Source organism: Corynebacterium sp. HMSC065D07, assembly GCF_001810695.1.
In the GTDB taxonomy this organism is placed as follows: Bacteria; Actinomycetota; Actinomycetes; order Mycobacteriales; family Mycobacteriaceae; genus Corynebacterium; species Corynebacterium hesseae.
In genome coordinates this window covers 20,995-40,549 of record NZ_KV802474.1, presented here as the reverse complement: position 1 = coordinate 40,549, position 19,555 = coordinate 20,995, and the positions used below count along the sequence as shown (strand labels likewise).

The following is a 19,555-nucleotide window of genomic DNA, read 5'->3' as shown; positions in this document are numbered from 1 at the left end:
CTTACTCGTCGGTGGGCTGCACAAATCCGTATTTTTTCAGCCGCTGGCGGTCGGCGGCGGAGGCGGATTGGGTCAAACGCAGCAGCTCGGCGTAGATGCCGCCGGACTGCGCCAGCTCGGCCGGGGAACCAATTTCGGAGATGCGGCCGTGGTCGAGGGTGATGATGGTGTCCACGTCCGCGATGGTGGACAGGCGGTGCGCGATGATGAGCGTGGTGCGGTCCTTCATGAGCTCATCCAGGCCCGCTTGCACAGCGCGCTCGGCTTTGGTGTCCAGCGCCGAGGTGGCCTCGTCGAGCACGAGGATGGGGGCGTCCTTCAGCATGGCGCGCGCCACGGCCACGCGCTGCTTCTGCCCGCCGGAGAGCTTGAGGCCGCGCTCGCCGATGACGGTGTCATAGCCATCGGGGAATTCCTCGATGAAGTCGTGTGCATTGGCGCGTTTGGCGACGTCTAAGATCTCCTCCATCGTCGCCCCCGGCTTGCCATAAGCGATGTTTTCCTTGATGGTGCCGGAGAAGAGATAGGACTCCTGGAAGACCACGCCGACTGAGGCGCGCAGGCGCTCGGCGGTAAGCTCCGCGGCGTCGTGCCCCAGCACCGTCAGCTTTCCCTCCGTGGGCTGGTACAGGCCCAGCAGCAGGTTGACCAAGGTGGACTTGCCGCCGCCGGATTCGCCGACAAGCGCGACCTTATGGCCCTCTTGGGCGGCGAAGGAAATATCGGCGACGACCGGCTTTTCCGACTCATAGGAGAAGGACACGTCCTCGAAGGCAAAGACCGGGCCTTGCGTTGGGCGCAGCGGCTCGGCCGGGGTGAGATCGAGCTCGGGGACGTCGGAGGCGTCAGCGGCGGCGACCAGCTGCGGGTTTACCGTGGGCTCCGGGGTCTCCTCCATGACCTTGAAATAGTCCTTGGAGCCGGCGATGGCGCGCTGGCTGACATCCACGATCCAGCTCATCATGAACACCGGCTGCTTGGCCATGTTCACCAGCTGCAGGAGCATGACCATGTCACCGATGGAGAAGTGGCCCTCCAAGGTACGCCAGAAGATCAGGCCATAGATGCCTAAGAAGATCAGCGCCATGGCCGCGCCACGCGCGGTATCCATGGAATGCCACCACCGCGATTGCGGCTTCGTCGTATCCACCACTGTGCGGTAGCGCGAACCGAAGGAGGCCAACTCGCGGGCCTCAGCGACGAAGGACTTGGTCACCTTCACCTGGCCGATGACCTCTGCGAAGCGGCCGTTGGCCACGTCGATGTTCTCATTCTTGATGGCCTCGAATTTCTGCCAGCGCTCCGAAGTCAGCGCGGTGAGCCACATATAGATGGGGAAGAGTGCTGCCAGCAAGATGGCCAGCGGCCAGTAGTACACGGCGGTGATGACCAACACCGCCGCGGCCTGGATCAGCATGACGAAGAAGTTATTGGAGAAGGACTGCAGGAACTGCGTGATATTGGCAATCGAGCGGTCTAAGCGCGCGATGATGGTGCCGGTGACCTGGTTGTCGTAATAGCCCTGCGGCACGGAGAGCAGCTTGGCAAAGTAGCGCGTGGACAGAATCTGGCGCAGGCGTGCCACCATGACGTCGCCGATATAGCCGCCGATGTTTTTCACCACGTTGCCCAGCGCATCCGCCACAAAGAGTGCGACGACCCACCAGAGGATGGTGCGCAGCGGGCCTCCTGCGACGACGGTGTCGGTGGCCTCGCGGAGGATGAAGGGAGTCAGCAGCGAGAGAATCGCGGTGACTGACGCGGTGATTAGGACGCCGAGATAGAACGGCCACAGCGCAGATGCGCTGCGGACGATGCGGAGAATAGAGTTCATCGTCGGCCGATGTTACGCCCTTAATAGGAATATCCAACCCGTCGACTAAGGTAAGGGAGAAACCGAAGTCGTGATGGAAAAGGATTCGCGGTGAAGAAGTACCTCCCCCTAGCGTGTGCCCCGCTGTGCCTGGTTGCCCTCTCAGGCTGCAGCATCCTCCAGCCGCCGGACACGGGCCTGCAGGACAACATCGTGGTGTCCAGCTCGGAGCCGCCGACCTTTGAGGCTAAAGACGTGGACGCCGAAGAGGTGACCTCTAACCTGGCGGCACCTGTCAAGGACAAGGGACTCAACGTGGAGTATGAGCTGCAGGGCCTGTACTCCGGCGGCGGTGGAACGGTGCTCACGGTGAAGATCCACAACCTCAACGAGGTCCCCATGCCTGCCGACGCCCTCCCGGAACCCACCCTCGAGCGCGCCGACGGCAACGGCGGCTGGGCCACCGTGGATTCGATTGATGTTGACCCCGCTGTCCACCCAGATGTAGCCGCGCCGGGCTTGGACCACCCGCTGGGGGCAGGCGCGTCCACCAACCTCCAGTATGTCTATGACGTTGCCCCCGGCAACCTCTGGAACGCGCGCTTCAACATCGGCAACGTGCGTTTTGTAGGAGACCTCAATCTATGACGGAACTCGTCGTTCTAGCCTCGCCCGAGGGTAAACCCGCAGGCGTAGCTGAGAAGGCCGCCGTCCACACCGCGGATACTCCGCTGCACTTTGCTTTCTCCGCCTGGGTGGTGCGCGGAGGCGAGCTGTTGCTGACCCGCCGCGCCCTGTCCAAGCTGACCTGGCCTGGTGTGTGGACCAATTCCTTCTGCGGACACCCAAGCCCGGACGAGCCGACTGCCGACGCCGTCCTGCGCCGCGGCCGCTTCGAGCTCGGGCTGACCGGCACGCCGCGTTTGGTGCTTCCGGATTTTGCCTACCGCGCCGTGGATTCCTCCGGCGTGGTGGAAAATGAAATCTGCCCGGTCTATCTCTTCGAAACCGAGGACGATCCGGCCCCTAACCCGGAGGAGGTGGATTCCTTCGCGTGGGCCCCAGTGCGCGATGTCCTCGCGGCTGTCGATGCCACGCCTTTCGCCTTTAGCCCGTGGATGGTTGAGGAACTGGCCCACGAGCCGCTGCGCGAGGCCCTGTTGGCTTAACCCGCGCGGATCAGAGCAGGCTGCCATCCTGGGCGAAGGCCGCCGAGATATAATCCAGGCTGGAATAGGCCACGCGGTTTTCGCCGTTATCCAGGTTGTATTCCCAGATGGCGTGCTCGGGGCGGTAGGCCTCGAAACCGGGCTCGCCGGTGCGCACGAAGTCCCGCAGCCACTGTGCTAGCTCCGTGTCCCCAAAGAGCGGGCGCAGCTCCTCGCAGTGCAAGGCCGGGCCCGAGGAGCGGGTGAACTCCACCATCCAGGTCTTACCTGGTGCCTTCTCCGCCACCTCTGCCGCCCAGCGGCGGATGATGGCATCACCCACCAACCGGCCCATCGGGCGGTCCTTATCCATGTGCTGTGCCACCTGATACCACGGTTTGAAACCATTGCGGGGAAATCCAAAGCGCGGGGCCACATAGCGCAGGATGAGGCCGCGGAAAGGGGAGCGGTCGATCTTCTGCGTGGCGGGGATGTTGTAGAACTCGTCGCGGGTGCTGGCGAGGATGAGGGGGACGTCGGCAAGCTGCCCACACTCCAGTGGGGTAGGGCCCAGCGCCATATCGAGGCTGTACTTCTTGCGGAATTTTGCGTAGCCGGCCGCGAGCTCCTCTTGGCTCATCGCCGCGAGGGAGGAGCGCGTGATGGGCTTCTTCATCACCTGGCGCAGCGTGGCCTTGCGCTCCTCGAAGCTCTCCCGAGGGAAGCCCGGGGAGAGCGCCACGGCGCGGCGAAAAGCCCCGCGGTAGTGGTCGCGCCGACACAGCCAGAGAACGGCATTGGCGCCGGCGGACTGGCCCACGACGGTGACGTTGGTGGGATCGCCGCCGAAGGACTCGATGTTGCGCTGAATCCATTCCAAGCCCAGCTGTAGGTCCTCGATGGCGCGGTAGTGGTTGGGCTCATCATCGCGGAAACGGGCCAGGCCCGGCAGCCCCACGCGGTAGTCCAGCTGCACGTGGACGATGCCCGCCTCCGCGGTCGGCGTACCCTCCGCCCGGGGGTCCTCGTGGGAGCCGTGCTCGTAGCGGCCGCCGTGGATGTAGACCAGCGTGGGGGCTAGGGCGGCGGTGCGTTTGCCGGGCGCGGGGGCGGTGATGGTCAGCGCGACCTTCTCCGGATGCGGTTCGCGCGCGTCCTGGTCACGCGGCGGGGCGGGCTCGGGGTTATCGAAATCTCCCGGGATGTGGGAGTACTCGATGGAGCGGAAATGGGCCACGTCCCCATCGAGGTAGCCGGTGATGGTGCCCGCGGGGCAGGTGACGTCGAAAGGTGCACTGCTCATGGACAACAGGCTACCCTGAGGGCATGGAATGGCTCGTGCAGGCGCCAGTGTGGGCGCAGATGGCGGTGCTCGCCGTGACCGCAGTGCCGGCCGCGACCGTCATGGGGTGGGTGCTGATGTGGGTTATCGACCGTGTGAATTCGTGGCTAGCACCCGCGACTAGGATGAAGAAACATGACTGACGATGATCACCGCGAAGGCCTGTGGGACCCCGAGCGCCCGCAGCCTCCCCACCGCAAACGCGCACTGCCCAAGTCCCGAGTGAGCGTGACCCTCTGGCTGATGATCGCGCTCATCGTCGTGGTGGCCATCGTCGGCGTTGTCTTTTAAGGGGGTCTTCCTGAAGGGAAGACGCCGCTAGGGGCGCCGCGCTTGCCGACGCCCCTCCTAGCCCTAGCGCCCGGCACCCGGCCTCGTGGCGACCTGGGCGAGGCGCTGGTAGAGCTCCTGCTTTGGCAGATCCTCCAACAACACCGGCTTGCCGGCGGTATCGCACAGCGGGATGCACCAGTTGGGGTACTGGTCCTTCGTCGTGCCCGGCTGGTTTTGGGCGCGCACGTCACCGACCATGTCCACCAGGTTGGTCACCGTCAGCGCCGACGGGGTTCCCGCGATGTAGCGGTGCAGGGCAACGAGCATGTCCTCTTCGCTCTCGCGGTTGTCCAACATGCCATAGGCCTGCAGGTTGTCCTTGACCTTTTCCTGCCACGCGCGGTCCTCGGCTTCTTCTTCCGCCACTGGGCGGGTCAGCAGGCCCAAGCGGGCGCGCAGCGCGATGTGGTCGCCACGCAGGAAGGCGAGCGTCGGCGGCAGATCGTGCGTGCCCACCGAGGACATCGCCATCTGGCGGTATTGATCCTGCGGGCGCGGGGTGGGGCCGTCCTCGGCGTGCTCAAACCAGATGATCGTGGTGCCCAGCACACCCATATCGCGCAGAGCGTTTTGGACCCACGGCTCCAGGGTGCCCAGGTCCTCGCCCACGAGGACCGCACCGGCGCGCTCAGCCTCGAGCGCCAAGATGCCAAGCATAGCCTCCCAGTCATAGGTCACGTAGGTGCCGTTGAGCGGGGTGGAGTGGCGCGGGATCCAGTACAGGCGGAACAGGCCGAGCACGTGGTCAACGCGCAGGCCGCCAGCATTGCCCAGCATCGTGCGCAACAGATCACGCCACGGCTGGTAGCCGGATTCCGCCAGGCGGACCGGGTGCCACGGCGGCTGGGACCAGTCCTGGCCCTGCTGGTTGTAATCATCCGGCGGGGCGCCCACCGAGCACTGCGGGGCGAGGTATTCCGCCAGATTGACGGCGTCGGCACCGGCGGGGTGGATGCCCACGGCCATATCGGTGATAAGCCCGATGCTCATGCCGGCGTCGAGCGCGCGGCGCTGGGCGGCATCCAGCTGCTCATCGCAGAGGAACTGCAGCCAGGAATAGAACTCGGCCAACTCGCTGACGTCGAGGCTCAGCGCGTGGCGGCGGCCGCTGTGTCGTTCGAGTTCGGTCTCTGCACACCATAGGGCGAAGTTGCGCAGGCCGCGGCCCTCGCGGCGCTGGTACTCGCTAAAGGCGGTGCGGCGCTCTGGGGTCATCCCCTTGTTGAAGAGCTCCTGGAGGACCTGCAGCTTGGCCTCGAAGATGGAATCACGATCAATCTCTTCTGCAGACAGGTTGCGCTCGCGGAACTCGGCGGCCAGCTCGGCCACGTCATCCTGGAGTTCCGGGCTGAGCAGTTTCAGCTCCGGGACGTCCTCGATGCGGATATAGATCGGATTGATGAATCGCCGCGTGGTGGGAAGGTAGGGCGAGTCTTCCACCGGCGGAATCGGCTCGCCAGCATGCAGCGGATTAATAAGGAGGAAGTCGTAGTCCGGTGCTAAGACCTCCGCCAGCTCTGCTAAGTCACCGAAATCACCCATGCCCCAGGACTTCTCGGAACGCACCGAATACAGCTGTGCCATCGCACCCGCTGCGGGGCGCTCGAGGTAGCGATCTGCCGTGCTCAGGTGGTTCGGCACGACGATGAGCGGGCACTCGTGCTCTCCGGTGCCGGGGGAGGAAAGGCGCAGTTTATGGAATCCGAGAGGCAGGTCGCCGGGGACGTGGAAGCTTGCCTCGCCCCACATGGTTCCGGAGACGTCGGCAGCCGGGGCATCGTTGGGGTCCTGGTAGGTCGGGCGGGTCTCGCCGCTTTCCAATTCGATGGTGACGGAGACTGGATCCCCGTCGTGGACGTGGACTGCGAAGGACTTCTCGGTGCCTTCGCGGGCCACAACGCAGGGCGGCAGCGGGCGGGAAGCCCGAGCGAGGTAGTCCTCGAAGAGGGCTTGGGTTAGCTCCTCATCGTCCGGACGATCTGAGATAGAGACGCCGAGTGCGCGCAGCGTGTAGGTGATTGTCTCCTCGCTGACGTACACGGGCTGTCCGTTCTGGGCGGTGTACTCGCAGGCCACACCGTGGCGTTGGGCAAGTTCTTGAAGCAGATCACGGGTAGTCACATCCCCCAATTGTGCCACGCCCTCCCCACGCGCGTGATAAATCAGGTTGGTAGAGTGGGCTGGAATTTAGTTTTTGTGGGAAAGGACACAACTGTGACTTTGAATGAAGCGCACACCAAAGCGGAATTCGAGATCAAGGACGGCGAAACGTGCCTTACCGCCATGATGGCTACGGCGCACGCCCGCCCACATGGCGTGCTGTTTACCCGCCCGGCGAATTACGAGTGGGTCAACGTCACCGCCAAGGAATTCGTCGAGGAAGTATACGCGGTGGCCAAGGGGCTCATCGCCTTCGGCGTGGAGCAGGGTGACCGCGTGGCGCTCATTTCCACCACCCGCTATGAGTGGTCCCTGCTGGACTACGCCATCTGGGCCGCCGGTGCGGTTTCCGTTCCGGTGTACCCCTCGTCGTCGATGTCCCAGGTTCAGTGGATCATCGAGGACTCCGGCGCAATCCTCGCCATCACGGAAACCCGCGAGCACTCCGAGCTGGTCAAGCATCTGAAGCTGCAGGAGGACGGAACCCCGCAGCTGCACGGTTCCCCCTCCCAGCTGCGCCGTGTCTTAGAAATCAACTCTTCGGCCATCGATACGCTGAAGTTTGAGGGACGCGACATCAGCGACGACACCGTCAACCAGCGCATCGAAGCTACGCACACTGACGACGTCGCCTCCCTGGTGTACACCTCCGGCACTACCGGGCGCCCCAAGGGTTGCATGCTGACCCACCGCAACTGGCTGGCGGAAGCCCGCGGGTTGCTGACCAACCCCATTGGTGCCATCGCCGTGCCGGGCGCACACGTCCTGACCTTCCTGCCGCTGGCACACGTCTTCAGCCGTGCGGTGTCGCTGGCGGTCACCATCGGTGGTGCGTCCCAGAACCACTGGGCGGACTTCAGCACCATCACCGTTGAGTTCGCTCGTTCCCGCCCGAACCTGATTCTTGGCGTGCCGCGCGTGTTTGAAAAGGTACGCAACGGTGCGTCCGCCAAGGCGCATGGTTCCTCCGCGTTCAAGGGCGCGATCTTCGACAGCGCGGAGAAAGTCGCCATCGAATACTCCAAGGCGCTGGATACCCCGGAGGGCCCCAACCGAGTTCTCAAGGCCAAGCACAAGGCCTTTGACAAGCTGGTCTATTCCGCCATCCGCCAGGCAATGGGCGGCGAGGTCAAGTACTGCATCTCCGGTGGCTCGGCCATCTCGCAGGATCTGCTGCACTGGTACCGCGGCATCGGCGTGACCATCTACGAGGGCTATGGACTTACGGAGACCGCAGCGGCTGCCGCCGTGGACTTCGTGGATCAGTCCATCGGCACCGTCGGCCCGCCGCTGGGCGGAACGACGATGCGCATTAACGAGGACGGCGAGATCCTGATTAAGGGAGATATCGTCTTCAAGGGCTACTGGCAGAACCCGGAAGCCACCGAGAATGCGCTGCAGGACGGCTGGTACAACACCGGCGACCTCGGTGAGATCAACGAAGAAGGCAAGCTCGTTATCACCGGCCGCAAGAAGGACCTCATCGTCACCGCGGGCGGCAAGAATGTCTCGCCTGGCCCGATGGAAGATATCCTGCGTTCCCACCCGCTGATCTCCCAGGCCATGGTGGTTGGCGACGGCAAGCCCTTCGTCGGCGTGCTGCTCACCCTGGATGAGGACGCGCTCAAGCGCTGGAAGGCGGACCACAACATCGCCGCGACCAAGGGCATGCGCGAGGTAGCTGCGGATCCGGCGCTGCGCGCGGATATTCAGGACGCCATCAACCAGGTCAACGCCACCGTCTCCCACGCGGAGGGTATTAAGAAGTTCGTCATCCTGGATCAGGACCTCACCGAGGAAAGCAACGAGCTCACCCCAACCCTGAAGGTCAAGCGTTACGTGGTGGCCCAGCGCTATGCGGCTGACATTGAGCGCCTCTACGCCGGCAAGAAATAAGGCTGGACGGAGTCTGTGAATTCCTTCGGAGTGTCGCGCAGCCGAATGCGAGGATCTCTAATAGAGTCAGCGGGGTCAGAAAAACTCTAAACCTCAACTAGAGGTTCTCACGGGAAGGGCGGCCTATGCACAAGATCGCAGCCGAGCTGCGCCACCGTGAGCTGACCCAAGAAATCTATAACATCGGCGATGAAGTCGTCGACTACATCGAGCACCTCATCGAGGCCATCGAGGACTGGGACGATGAACTCTCCCTCGACTGCTTGGCCGAGCTGGGGGATATCGTCGAAGACGCCCGCGTGGATTCCGGGCGCTGCGTCGGCGAGCTCATCGGCCTGCGCCAGGCGCTGGTCTCCGGCCTGAAGTCCGGCACCATTTCGGCTGCCTCCTCCGGCGACAATGACGTCGAGGAACCGAAGCAGCTCACCGCACGCGCGCTCGCTGAGGGCCTGCCTATCTCCGGCCCGCCCGTCGTGGTCTCCGAGTTGGCAGAAACCTTGCGCGGCCGTACCGCCGCAGTGGCTGCCTACCTGCGCGAGCTGGTCGAGTACGTGCTGGCGCAAACCGACGCCGTGGCCCGCAACCTCGACGTGGTTTCCCTGCCGAACCTGTACAAGCGCGCGGGAGAATCCTCCCTTATTGCCGTGCAGGCCTGGCGCCACACCGTCGTCGAGGCGCACCCCGCCTTCGTGCGCACCATGCGCGGGCACAACCCGCCGCCCTTCCTCGAGGAGCGCGCGCGTATCGACGCCGTCGTCGCCCGTGTGCGCGCCAAGCGCCAGAAGCAGGCCGCCACGACCGCTTAAGGAGCCGCATCACAGACTTCCTTGTTGCCAACACACAAGGACAAAAGGAAAGCGCCACCGAGATTCCCTCTCTCGGTGGCGCTTTTCGTAGTTAGCGTGGCGCGCCTAGTATTGCGTGCCACCGCCTAGCTTCGTGTTCCCCCGTCTATCTTCGTGAGCCACGCTTAGCTTCGTGTGCCCCCGTCTAGCGCGCAAGCGCTAGACCCCCGGATTCTTGGCGGCCGGCGCGGCCTGGTCCAGCTGCTCCGTAATCTGCGGCCACAGCTGGCCCATGATGTCATCCCAGGTCAGGATCCACACGGTCTTGTCCTTGGTGGGCTTGCCCACCATGACGAGCTGCTCGTTGCGGGCGCGCATCTGATCCAGAGTCTTCTGCACGGTCGAGGAGGAGCTCACCGCCAACGCGGGGCGGGAGAATTCCAGCACCGGGGTTTCCGGATCCGCCATCAGAGTATCGCGGACGTGGACGATGCGCGGAATGCGCGAGGCGCGCGGGTAGACAAGCACGCGCATGATGGACTTGTTTACGACGAGGTCGTGCAGCTCAGCCACCGTGGCATCGGAGGACAAAGGCAAGATTTCCGCTCCGTGCTCGCGAGCCAACTGTGCGGCGGTGGAGGCTTCCAGCTCGATGACGCCGGTGATCTGGTTCGCGGAGTCGTCGTCAAGCGTGCCCGTCTGCCGCGAGTGCTCGACGAGGTGGCGCAGGGTCTCCGCGTCATAGCCAGCCGCACCGGCGCGGTCGACGGGTTCCTCGCCGGTCATGAGCACCAGCTTGTTCGCCATCTTGTTGATCCAGATCAGCAGCGGGCGGAAGAGCCAGATGAAGCCGCGGGCAGGAACCGCAATGAGCTGCAGGGCCGTCTCCGGGTGGGCGATGGCCCAGGACTTCGGCGCCATCTCGCCGATGACCAGGTGCAGGAAGGTCACGACGAAAAGCGCAAGGAGGAAGGAGACGACGTCAGCAACGCCCAGCGGCAAGCCGAGGGCCTCCAGCGGGCTCATGAGCAGGTGATGGACCCACGGCTTGGTCACGGCACCGAGGACGAAGGTTGCGGCGGTAATGCCCAGCTGGGCGCCGGCCAACATGATGGTCAGCTCGTTGAGCGAGCGAAGGCCCGCGCGCGAGGCAGCGGAGGATTCCGCGGTTTCCTCCAGACGGTTGCGGCGCGCACCCATGAGGGAGAACTCGATGACCACGAAGAAGCCGGAAGCAGCAATGATGAGAATGGTGATGAGGAGGTTGAACCACCAAGTATCAGTCATTAGTCATCGTCTCCTTCCGGGAATTCCTCCACCAGCTCTAGGGCTAGGACGGAGGGCACGTGGCGGTCGATTTCCTCGACGCGCACGTTGAGCGTGCGGGTGGGGGCTTCATCGCCGTCGACCCAGTCTTCAGGCTCTGCCTCCAGCTCGATGGCGAGCTCTTCGCCTTCCTCCGGCAACGTGCCGGAGTGCGCGATGAGCAGGCCGGCGACGGTTTCGAAATCACCCTCCGGCAGGTCGTGGCCGATGGCGCGCTCGACCTCGTCGATGGGTGTGTCACCGTCGACGATCCAGTGCGTCTCGTCCTGCTCGGTGATCTCCTCGGTCTCTTCGAGGTCGTGCTCATCGGTGACATCGCCGAGGATCTCCTCGGCCAAGTCCTCCATGGTCACAATGCCCACGAAGCCGCCGTATTCGTCGATGACGCAGGCGAGTTTTTCGTCGGCGTCGCGAAGCTCCGTGACGACGTCAGGAAGCGGCATGAGCTCCGGAACCACCACGGGTTCCTTCATGATTTCGCGGGCCGGGGTGGCTGCGGGCAGCTCGGTGCCCAGCACGTCGTAGAGGTGCACCACGCCGATGGGATTGTGCTCATCGTCGATGATGGGGTAGCGGGTGTGGTTCTCCGACATCATCTCGCGGACCTCACCGATGGTGGTCTCTGGCTCGATGACATCCACGCGCGAGCGCGGAATCATGGCGTGTCCCACGTCGTGTTCGGGGAAGTCGAGGAGGCGGTCGAGCACCAGGTAGGTGTCCTCATCCAAGTCGCCGGCCTCGTGGGAGGCATCCACGATGGACTCCAGATCATCGGTGGTGGCAGAAGAATCGACATCCTCCACCGGTTCGATGCCGAAGACCTTGAGGATGGCGTTGGAGGAATACTCGAAGAAGTGGACCAGCCAGCCGAAGATCTTGAGGTACCACATCGTGGACGCGGACAGCCACAGCGCTGACTTCATGGGGGCGGCGATGGTGTAGTTCTTGGGGAAGAGCTCGGCGAAGAGCATCGTGAGAACCGTCGACACGGCCAGCGCGGTCACCGTGCCCACGGCGACGGACACGCCCGTGGGCACGCCCACGCCACCGAGCAGCTGGCCCAGGCCTTGGCCCACGAGTGGCTCGGCCACATAACCGATAAGCAGGCCCGTAATCGTGATGCCCAGCTGTGCGCCGGAAAGCATGAAGGAGGTTTTCTGCGTGATCTTGAGCGCGCGCTCCGCTGGTTTATCCCCCGCAGCGGCGCGCTGGCGCAGCTGCGTGCGGTCCACGGACATGAAGGCGAATTCTTGCGCGACGAAGTACGCGTTGGCCACGATAATGAGAGCGATGACGGCGAAACCCGCCACAATCATCAGGATGGCAGATAACACGGCTTACCCCACCGCCTTAAGGAGACGGCGGGGACATCGACTCGGAGGTTCCACGAAAAAGGGGGCCTTTCTTCACTATCGGGGTTGCAAATCTGCACTATAGACTACCGCTTCAACGGTGTAGTCGGTTATTTTGTTCCCCATGGATCCCTTCGGTCTTTATATTCACGTTCCCTTCTGTGCCTCGCGCTGTGGCTACTGCGATTTCAACACCTATACGCCCGGTGAGCTGGGAGGGGATCTGACCAGCGATTATCTGGCTGCGCTGGAGAAAGAGCTGGAGATGGGGGCGGCCCAGGTAGGCCGCGAGGCCGAAACAGTTTTTATCGGTGGCGGCACGCCGAGCTTGTTGGGTGCCGAGGGGCTGGGCCGTGTGTTGAATCGGGTGCGCGACACCTTTGGCCTAGCCCCAGACGCGGAGGTCACCACGGAATCCAACCCGGAGTCGACCTCGCCGGAGTATTTCGCCGGGCTTCTCGACGCCGGCTTCACCCGCCTCTCCCTTGGCATGCAGTCCGCCTCCCCGGGCGTGCTCGCCGTGCTCGAGCGTGCCCACACCCCGGGCCGCGCCTTCGATGCGGCATGCGAGGCTAGTGCCGCGGGCTTCGAGCACGTCAACCTGGACATGATTTATGGCACGCCGACTGAAGAAGACGCCGACGTTGCCCTGACCTTGGAGCGCGCCCTGGAGACCGGGGTGGACCACATCAGTGCGTATTCGCTCATTGTGGAGGACGGCACGCGCATGGCCCGCAAGGTATCGAAGGGCCTGCTTCCGGCCCCGGACGAGGACGTGCTGGCCCGGCGCTACGAGATGATCTCCTCCACGCTCGAGGCCGAAGGCTTTGAGTGGTACGAGGTCTCCAACTGGGCCAAGCCGGGCGGGGAGTGCCAGCACAACCGCATCTACTGGGTGGACGGCAATTGGTGGGGCGCGGGCCCGGGCGCGCATTCGCATTTGGGCAACGAGCGCTTCTTCAACGTGAAGAACCCGCGGACCTATATCAAGGCGGTAGACCAAGGGGAGCTTCCCATCAAGGAGCGTGAGGAGCTTAGCGCCGCCGATCGCCACACCGAGCGCATCATGCTGGGACTGCGCCTGCGCGAGGGCATCCCGTCCTCGTGGCTAGCGCCGGCCGCCGAGCCCGTCGCCGCGCGTTTCATCGAGCGCGGCCTGTTGGAGCGCGCCGGCGACCACCTCCGCGTGACCAAGGCAGGCCGCCTGCTCGCCGACGGCATCATCACCGATCTTCTCGTCGCCGAAGATACCGCCGAAGGCACCGCTCGCTAGGGGGCTTGCCCCGCCTGCGGGCCGACCTCCGGATCCGCATCAGCTGGCTCATTAGCGGCCGTACCCTGCTCGTGGCCTGTCCTCAGCCTTCCGCACATGGTTCCAGTGGAAAGGTTCTAGTCATAAGGTTTGTTTGGGGGCAAACAAACCTTCCTTAGGCTGCTAGAAGGTTCGTTTGGGGGCAAGTAAACCGTATGACCTGAACCATCTGAGTAGAACCAGCTGTGTGATGCAACCGCGAAGCTGCGAAGAAGTGGCTAGGCCTTGGCCTTTCGACGTCGAGGAGACATGGGGACTTAAAGTTAGCTCCGCCGGGAATTTGTTAGTTTTGCTCCTGTCGTCGGGAAGTTTGATAGCGGTGTTAGTTTCTCTCTCCACGTCGAGAAACCTGTTAGTCGCTCTCGATATTGCTAGTATTAGTGGCATGGATGACGCCTTAAACCCCTATACTCCTGGCTCGGGCATCGCGCCGACAGTTCTTACTGGGCGCGAGAGAGACCTTCATGCGTTTGACAATCTTGTCAAACGCATCCAGAACGGATTGCTTGGCCGTCCAATGCTGCTCGTTGGCTTGCGTGGAGTGGGTAAGACCGTGCTGCTCAACCAATTAAAAAGGAAGGCTGACCAAGCCGACTGGCTAACGATTAAGTTTGAGGCTTCGCAGGGGGCACGTGGACGAGAAGGAGCCCGCCGTGCTCTAGCGCAAGGTTTAGCCAAAGCCTCTTTGCGCTATCGGACGAAAGCCAAGGTATCTGAGGGTTTTCACTTTATTGCTGCGGCCGTAAAATCTTTTTCGCTCTCGGTAGGACAAAGCATTATTGACCTTGGGGTTGAAGTAGGAGACATTCCTCCGGCAACAGGAAACCTTGAGCTTGATCTGCACGATGTGATCGAGGCCATCACTACGACGCTCCTCAAGGAGGATAAAGCTTTAGGAATCTTCATCGACGAAATGCAAGACCTTGATGAAGAGCTGCTCGAAGCACTCATTTCTGCACAACATGAAGCAGCGCAGCTGGGCTTGCCTTTTTACATTATTGGCGCTGGGCTCCCGAGTCTGCCAGGGATTCTGGCGGAGTCCCGCTCTTATGCAGAGCGAATGTTCGAGGTGCACCAAATTGGCAGGCTCGAAATGTATGCCGCAGTTGCCGCCTTCCGTGAACCTGCGCGGACACAGAATGTGGAATTTGACGATGAAGCAGTTGAATATCTAGCTAATGTATCGGGGCAGTATCCGTATTTCATCCAGGAATTTGGTGCACAAATGTGGCGCACTGCGCGAACTTCACCTATGGATTCCGATGCAGCTCGACGCGCCGCGCGGCTTGGAATTGAGCAGTTGGACCGCGGGTTTTTCCAAGCCAGGTGGGATCGCGCTACTCCAGCCGAGCGGGACTACTTGACCGCGATGGCAAAGGTTGGCGGAGAGGAAATCTCGAGCAAGGACATCGCGGACATCTTAGGTAAAGACACGAAGAAACTGGGTCCTGTGCGAGCCAAGCTCATTAGTAAAGGATTGATCTATGCTCCAGAACACGGCAGGGTGAGCTACACTGTGCCAAATTTTGACGACTTCATCGCCCGCCAGAACGGATAGCCTTAAAGACATGTCCAGCTCCACCGATGCCCGCCGCCAAGAGGTCCTGCGCGCCATCGTCGCGGACTATATCGCCTCGCAATCGCCCGTCGGCTCCAAGGCCCTGCTCGAGCGCTACCAGCTGGGCGTGTCCTCGGCGACGATTCGGAATGACATGGCAGTGCTCGAAGCCGAAGGGCTCATCGCCCAGGAACATGCCAGCTCCGGGCGCGTGCCCACGCAGAAGGGCTACCGCCAGTTCGTCGATACGCTGCACGACGTCAAGCCGCTCTCCAAAGCGGAGCGCCGCGCCATGCTCACCTTCCTCGAAGGTGGGGTGGATTTGGAAGACGTGCTGCGCCGGTCTGTCCAGCTGCTGGCCCAGGTGACCAAGCAGGCAGCCGTCGTGCAGATGCCCAACCTCAAGGTCTCCCGCGTCAAGCACTGCGAGGTCGTGGCACTCTCACCGGTGCGCTTGCTCTTGGTGCTGATTACGGATAATGGGCGCGTCGATCAGCGCAATGTGGAGCTCGATGACGTGATCGACCCCGAGCAGACCCACCGCCTGCGCGACATCCTCAACACCGCCCTGGAGGGCAAGACGCTCACCGATGCTTCGGTGGAGCTGGCCGCGCTTGTTGACGACTCCCCAGCCGACATCCGCCCCCACCTCCTCAAGGCCGCGACGACGCTGATTGAGACCCTCGTGGAGCAGCCCTCCGATCGCCTGATTATGGCGGGTACCTCCAACCTCACCCGCGTGGCCCTCACCGAGGGCCTGCCCTCTATCATCGAGGCCCTTGAGGAGCAGGTCGTCGTGCTCAAGCTGCTGGCGCGTGTGCCGGATTTGGGCAGTGTTTCTGTATCCATCGGCGAGGAAAATGAAGCCGACGAGCTGCGCCAAACCTCTGTCGTGGCCACGCGCTATGGTTTTGGCACCGGCGAGCATGCGGCGGCACTCGGCGGGCTGGGTGTTGTGGGGCCGACGTATATGGACTATTCGGGAACAATTTCCAAGGTCTCTGCCGTTGCACGCTATGTGAGTGAAATCCTGGCGGGCGAGTAAGCTAGCCCGTCGGATTAGATTTAGTATCAACGAGAAATAGAAGGATGACAGTACGTGGCTCGTGACTACTACGGCATTCTTGGTGTAGAAAAGTCGGCGTCCGACGCCGAGATTAAGAAGGCCTACCGCAAGCTGGCGCGCAAGTACCACCCGGACGTCAACCCGGGCGATGATGAGGCCGCGGAGAAGTTCCGCGAGGCTTCCCTTGCACAGGAGGTTCTGCTCGATCCGCAGAAGCGCCGGATTGTGGACATGGGTGGTGACCCCATGGAGGAGCGCGCGGCCCAGGGCGGCGGCTTTGGCGGTTTCGGCGGCGGCGGACTCGGGGATATCTTCGCCGAGTTCTTCGGCGGGGGAGCGGCCTCCCGCGGCCCGCGTTCCCGCGTGCAGCCGGGCGATGATGCCCTCCTGCGCACCACCATTACCCTCGAGGAGGCCTATAGCGGCGTCAAGCAGCAGGTCAAGGTGGACACCGCCGTGATCTGTGACCGCTGTGAGGGAACCGGATCCGAGTCCAAGTCCAAGCCGGTCACCTGTGACCATTGCGGCGGCATGGGCCAGGTCCAGGAAGTCCAGCGCAGCATGTTGGGCAACATGATGACTACCCGCGATTGCCCGAAGTGCTATGGCTTCGGCGAAGTGGTCACCGATCCCTGCGGCCACTGCGGAGGCGATGGCCGCGTGCGCAAGCGTCGCGATATTACGGTGAGCATCCCCGCCGGCATTGGTGATGGCATGCGCATCCGCATGGCCTCCCAGGGCGAGGTCGGCCACGGCGGCGGCCCCGCCGGTGACCTGTACGTGGAGGTGCACACCGAGCCGCACCCCGTCTTCGAGCGCAATGCCGATGACCTGCACCTGACCGTTCGCGTGCCCATGGTGGATGCGGCTCTGGGCTCTTCCTGTACCGTCGAGCAGCTCGACGGCGAGGAGCTCACCATCGATATCGCGCCGGGTACCCAGCCGGGCGAGTCCATCACGCTCCAGGGCAAGGGCATGCCGCGCCTGCGCACCGATGGCTTTGGCAACCTTCACGCCCACGTGGATGTGGTGATCCCGACGGACCTGGATAAGAAGACCCGCGAGGCCCTCGAAAAGGTCCGCGCCGCCGGCCACGGTGGCACCGAAGTGCACCGCGCCGGTGACAATCAGGGCGAATCCCTCTTTACCCGCCTCCGAGGCAAGTTCCGTCGCTAATGTCTCTGCCCGTCTTCCTCCACCCGGACCTGTCCCTCGCCGAGGTCGGCCAGCCCGTGGGCCTCGACGGCGCGGAGGGTCGCCACGCGGTCACCGTCAAGCGCATGGGCCCAGGGGAGAGCCTGGTGCTTATCGACGGCTCCGGGCGCCGCGCCACCGCCACCATCACCGATACGCAGGGCAAGGACACGCTGGCCGCGCTTGTCGCCGACCTCGCGATCATCCCCGAACCCTCCCCGCGCGTCATCGTGGTCCAGGCCATCCCGAAGTCGGAGCGCGCCGAGTTGGCCGTCGACCTGGCCACCCAGGCAGGGGCGGATGAGATCATCGCCTGGCAGGCGGATCGCTGCGTATCCAAGTGGGATGCGAAGAAGGCCCCGAAGGCGCTAGCGAAGTGGGAATCTGCGGCCGTGGCGGCGGCGAAGCAATCGCGCCGCGTGCGCGTGCCCGCGGTGCGTGGCCCGCTGACCACCCGCCAGTTGTGCCAGGAGATTGTGGGCGCACGAGCCTTGGTCCTCCACGAGGAAGCCGAGGTCCGGCTCAAGGACCTGAGTGGTTTGGACTCCGCCGAGACTATCTACCTTCTGGTGGGCCCGGAGGGTGGCATCGGCGCGGAGGAACTAGCCCGCTTGCAGGACGCCGGTGCGACGGCGATCAAGCTGGGGCCGGAGGTGTTGAGGACGGCGTCGGCAAGCATGGTGGCGTTGGCCAGCATCGGCACCCTGACCGCGCGCTGGTAGCCTTTTGGGCGTGCCTATTATCACCACCAAGTTTGATCTCGATTCCGCCTACCTGGCCACGGTGCTCGGCCCGGCAGACGATAACCTGCGCGTTTTGGGAAACCTTCTGGGCGTGGACCTCTTTGCTCGCGGCACCACCATTACTGCCGCCGGCCCCGATTATGAGGTGGCCCGCGCGCACAAGGTCTTAGAGGAGCTCGAGGCCATCGCGCGCCGCGGCCACCCGGTGAGCACGGATACCGTGAAGCACACCCTGGACCTGGTCACGGTGGATGCCCCGGCGTCTGTGTCTGAGACGCTCGCAGCGGATATCGTTTCGCGCCGCGGCAAGGCCGTGCGCCCGAAGACGGTGGGCCAGTCGCGCTATGTGCAGGCCATCGACGAGAACACGATTGTCTTCGGCATCGGCCCGGCCGGTACCGGCAAGACCTACCTGGCGGTGGCCAAGGCGGTGCAGGCCCTGCGCGCCAAGCAGGTCAGCCGCATTATTTTGACCCGCCCGGCGGTTGAGGCGGGGGAGAAGCTGGGCTTTCTGCCCGGCACACTCAACGACAAGATTGACCCCTACCTGCGCCCGCTGTACGACGCTTTGCGGGACATGATCGATCCGGAGATGATTCCGAAGCTCATGGAGGCCGGCATCATTGAGGTCGCCCCCTTGGCTTATATGCGTGGCCGCACGCTCAACGATGCCTTCGTCATCCTCGACGAGGCCCAGAACACCACGCCGGCGCAGATGAAGATGTTCCTGACGCGCTTGGGTTTTGGCTCCACCATCGTGGTGACCGGCGATATTTCCCAGGTGGACTTGCCGGGCGGGCAAGTTTCCGGCCTGCGTCTGGTGCGCCGCATTCTCAAGGGCGTGCCCGATATTCACTTCGCGGAGCTGGGCGCGGCCGACGTGGTGCGCCACCAGCTGGTCGGGCGCATCGTGGAGGCTTACGATAACTTTGCTGAGCAGGAGGAGAAGAAATGAGCATCGAATTTATTAACGAGTCCGGTTATGACGGCGTGAACGAGGAGATGCTGATCGACGTCTGCTCCTACGCCCTCGGCCGCCTCGACGTTAACCCGGATGCCGAGTGCACGATTACCGCCGTGGATCTGGATACCATCGCGGACTTGCACGTGCGCTGGATGGACCTGGAAGGCCCGACCGATGTGATGAGCTTCCCCATGGATGAGCTCACCCCGGGTGCTACCGGCGGGCGCCCCGACGCCGCCGAGGCTGGACCGGCCATGCTGGGCGATATCGTGCTCTGCCCGGAATTCGCGCAGCGCCAAGCCACCGCGGCCGGCCACTCTTTGGGCCACGAGCTGGCCCTGCTGACAGTGCATGGTTGCCTGCACCTGCTGGGCTATGATCACACCACTGCGGCGGAGGAGAAAGAAATGTTCGGCCTGCAGAACGAGCTGCTGGCGGACTGGTACGAGGACCTGGCGGCGCGTGGCGTGAGCTACCAGCCCAAGCCCTCGGGCCCGAAGGCCTTCCCGGATGCCGCCGAGCGCGCGAAGCTCGATGAGGAAGTTCCCGGCGGCGGAATCTAA

At 63.5% G+C, this 19,555-nt stretch carries 18 protein-coding genes; 13 read left to right on the top strand and 5 right to left on the bottom strand.

Going from position 1 to position 19,555, the window contains the following annotated elements; genetic code table 11:
* Position 1: 1 nt before the first annotated feature.
* A complete protein-coding gene (locus HMPREF2760_RS11160) occupies positions 2 to 1,834 on the bottom strand; it encodes an ABC transporter ATP-binding protein (protein WP_070597418.1) in 1,833 nt (610 codons plus the stop codon).
* Between the two features lie 90 nt (positions 1,835 to 1,924).
* On the opposite strand from HMPREF2760_RS11160, the gene HMPREF2760_RS11155 reads away from it, so the two are divergent.
* Together HMPREF2760_RS11155 and idi are read left to right on the top strand one after the other, a co-directional pair.
* Positions 1,925 to 2,461 carry a hypothetical protein gene (locus HMPREF2760_RS11155; RefSeq protein ID WP_070597417.1) on the top strand — a complete coding sequence of 179 codons (537 nt, stop codon included), beginning with the start codon at positions 1,925 to 1,927 and terminating at the stop codon, positions 2,459 to 2,461.
* Complete coding sequence (idi, locus tag HMPREF2760_RS11150) at positions 2,458 to 2,982, top strand: isopentenyl-diphosphate Delta-isomerase (protein WP_070597416.1); 525 nt, start codon at positions 2,458 to 2,460, stop codon at positions 2,980 to 2,982. Before HMPREF2760_RS11155 ends, idi begins: the two co-directional genes overlap by 4 nt.
* A 10-nt stretch (positions 2,983 to 2,992) precedes the next feature.
* On the opposite strand, the gene HMPREF2760_RS11145 is transcribed toward idi, so the two are convergent.
* Positions 2,993 to 4,264: a carboxylesterase family protein gene (locus HMPREF2760_RS11145; RefSeq protein ID WP_070597414.1), complete on the bottom strand. Its 1,272-nt coding sequence runs from the start codon at positions 4,262 to 4,264 to the stop codon at positions 2,993 to 2,995.
* 23 nt (positions 4,265 to 4,287) lie between these two features.
* Here HMPREF2760_RS11145 and HMPREF2760_RS12905 point away from each other — a divergent pair, with 23 nt between their 5' ends.
* Positions 4,288 to 4,446 (top strand): hypothetical protein, encoded by a 159-nt coding sequence (locus HMPREF2760_RS12905; RefSeq protein WP_168164014.1) that lies wholly within the window; start codon positions 4,288 to 4,290, stop codon positions 4,444 to 4,446.
* A complete protein-coding gene (locus HMPREF2760_RS12900; protein ID WP_167595632.1) occupies positions 4,439 to 4,594 on the top strand; it encodes a hypothetical protein in 156 nt (51 codons plus the stop codon). Before HMPREF2760_RS12905 ends, HMPREF2760_RS12900 begins: the two co-directional genes overlap by 8 nt.
* Before the next feature lie 63 nt (positions 4,595 to 4,657).
* Here HMPREF2760_RS12900 and malQ read toward each other — a convergent pair whose 3' ends face one another.
* Positions 4,658 to 6,757, bottom strand: coding sequence for a 4-alpha-glucanotransferase (malQ, locus tag HMPREF2760_RS11140; protein WP_246823689.1), 2,100 nt, complete (start codon positions 6,755 to 6,757; stop codon positions 4,658 to 4,660).
* Between the two features lie 93 nt (positions 6,758 to 6,850).
* Here malQ and HMPREF2760_RS11135 point away from each other — a divergent pair, with 93 nt between their 5' ends.
* Both HMPREF2760_RS11135 and HMPREF2760_RS11130 read left to right on the top strand, forming a co-directional pair.
* Positions 6,851 to 8,692 carry an AMP-dependent synthetase/ligase gene (locus HMPREF2760_RS11135; RefSeq protein ID WP_070530199.1) on the top strand — a complete coding sequence of 614 codons (1,842 nt, stop codon included), beginning with the start codon at positions 6,851 to 6,853 and terminating at the stop codon, positions 8,690 to 8,692.
* A gap of 125 nt (positions 8,693 to 8,817) precedes the next feature.
* The gene (locus tag HMPREF2760_RS11130; RefSeq protein WP_070519581.1) at positions 8,818 to 9,498 is read left to right on the top strand and encodes a hypothetical protein; all 681 of its coding nucleotides are present in this window, start codon (positions 8,818 to 8,820) and stop codon (positions 9,496 to 9,498) included.
* A 198-nt stretch (positions 9,499 to 9,696) separates the two neighbouring features.
* On the opposite strand, the gene HMPREF2760_RS11125 is transcribed toward HMPREF2760_RS11130, so the two are convergent.
* Together HMPREF2760_RS11125 and HMPREF2760_RS11120 are read right to left on the bottom strand one after the other, a co-directional pair.
* Positions 9,697 to 10,764 (bottom strand): CNNM domain-containing protein, encoded by a 1,068-nt coding sequence (locus tag HMPREF2760_RS11125; RefSeq protein ID WP_070564745.1) that lies wholly within the window; start codon positions 10,762 to 10,764, stop codon positions 9,697 to 9,699.
* Positions 10,764 to 12,137, bottom strand: a complete 1,374-nt coding sequence (locus HMPREF2760_RS11120) for a hemolysin family protein (protein ID WP_070597410.1) — start codon at positions 12,135 to 12,137, stop codon at positions 10,764 to 10,766. Before HMPREF2760_RS11120 ends, HMPREF2760_RS11125 begins: the two co-directional genes overlap by 1 nt.
* A gap of 142 nt (positions 12,138 to 12,279) precedes the next feature.
* On the opposite strand from HMPREF2760_RS11120, the gene hemW reads away from it, so the two are divergent.
* The 7 genes from hemW to ybeY all read left to right on the top strand — a co-directional run bounded on the left by hemW (position 12,280) and on the right by ybeY (position 19,555).
* Positions 12,280 to 13,428 (top strand): radical SAM family heme chaperone HemW, encoded by a 1,149-nt coding sequence (hemW, locus tag HMPREF2760_RS11115; RefSeq protein WP_070597408.1) that lies wholly within the window; start codon positions 12,280 to 12,282, stop codon positions 13,426 to 13,428.
* Positions 13,429 to 13,852: 424 nt separating this feature from the next.
* Positions 13,853 to 15,025 carry an ATP-binding protein gene (locus tag HMPREF2760_RS11110; RefSeq protein WP_070597430.1) on the top strand — a complete coding sequence of 391 codons (1,173 nt, stop codon included), beginning with the start codon at positions 13,853 to 13,855 and terminating at the stop codon, positions 15,023 to 15,025.
* Positions 15,026 to 15,035: 10 nt separating this feature from the next.
* Positions 15,036 to 16,070, top strand: coding sequence for a heat-inducible transcriptional repressor HrcA (hrcA, locus tag HMPREF2760_RS11105; protein WP_070597405.1), 1,035 nt, complete (start codon positions 15,036 to 15,038; stop codon positions 16,068 to 16,070).
* 54 nt (positions 16,071 to 16,124) lie between these two features.
* Positions 16,125 to 17,267, top strand: a complete 1,143-nt coding sequence (gene dnaJ / locus HMPREF2760_RS11100) for a molecular chaperone DnaJ (RefSeq protein ID WP_070597403.1) — start codon at positions 16,125 to 16,127, stop codon at positions 17,265 to 17,267.
* The gene (locus tag HMPREF2760_RS11095; RefSeq protein WP_070597401.1) at positions 17,267 to 18,007 is read left to right on the top strand and encodes a 16S rRNA (uracil(1498)-N(3))-methyltransferase; all 741 of its coding nucleotides are present in this window, start codon (positions 17,267 to 17,269) and stop codon (positions 18,005 to 18,007) included. Before dnaJ ends, HMPREF2760_RS11095 begins: the two co-directional genes overlap by 1 nt.
* A gap of 10 nt (positions 18,008 to 18,017) precedes the next feature.
* Positions 18,018 to 18,983, top strand: a complete 966-nt coding sequence (locus HMPREF2760_RS11090) for a PhoH family protein (RefSeq protein ID WP_070561478.1) — start codon at positions 18,018 to 18,020, stop codon at positions 18,981 to 18,983.
* Positions 18,980 to 19,555 (top strand): rRNA maturation RNase YbeY, encoded by a 576-nt coding sequence (gene ybeY / locus HMPREF2760_RS11085; RefSeq protein ID WP_070530222.1) that lies wholly within the window; start codon positions 18,980 to 18,982, stop codon positions 19,553 to 19,555. The genes HMPREF2760_RS11090 and ybeY overlap by 4 nt, the downstream gene beginning before the upstream one ends.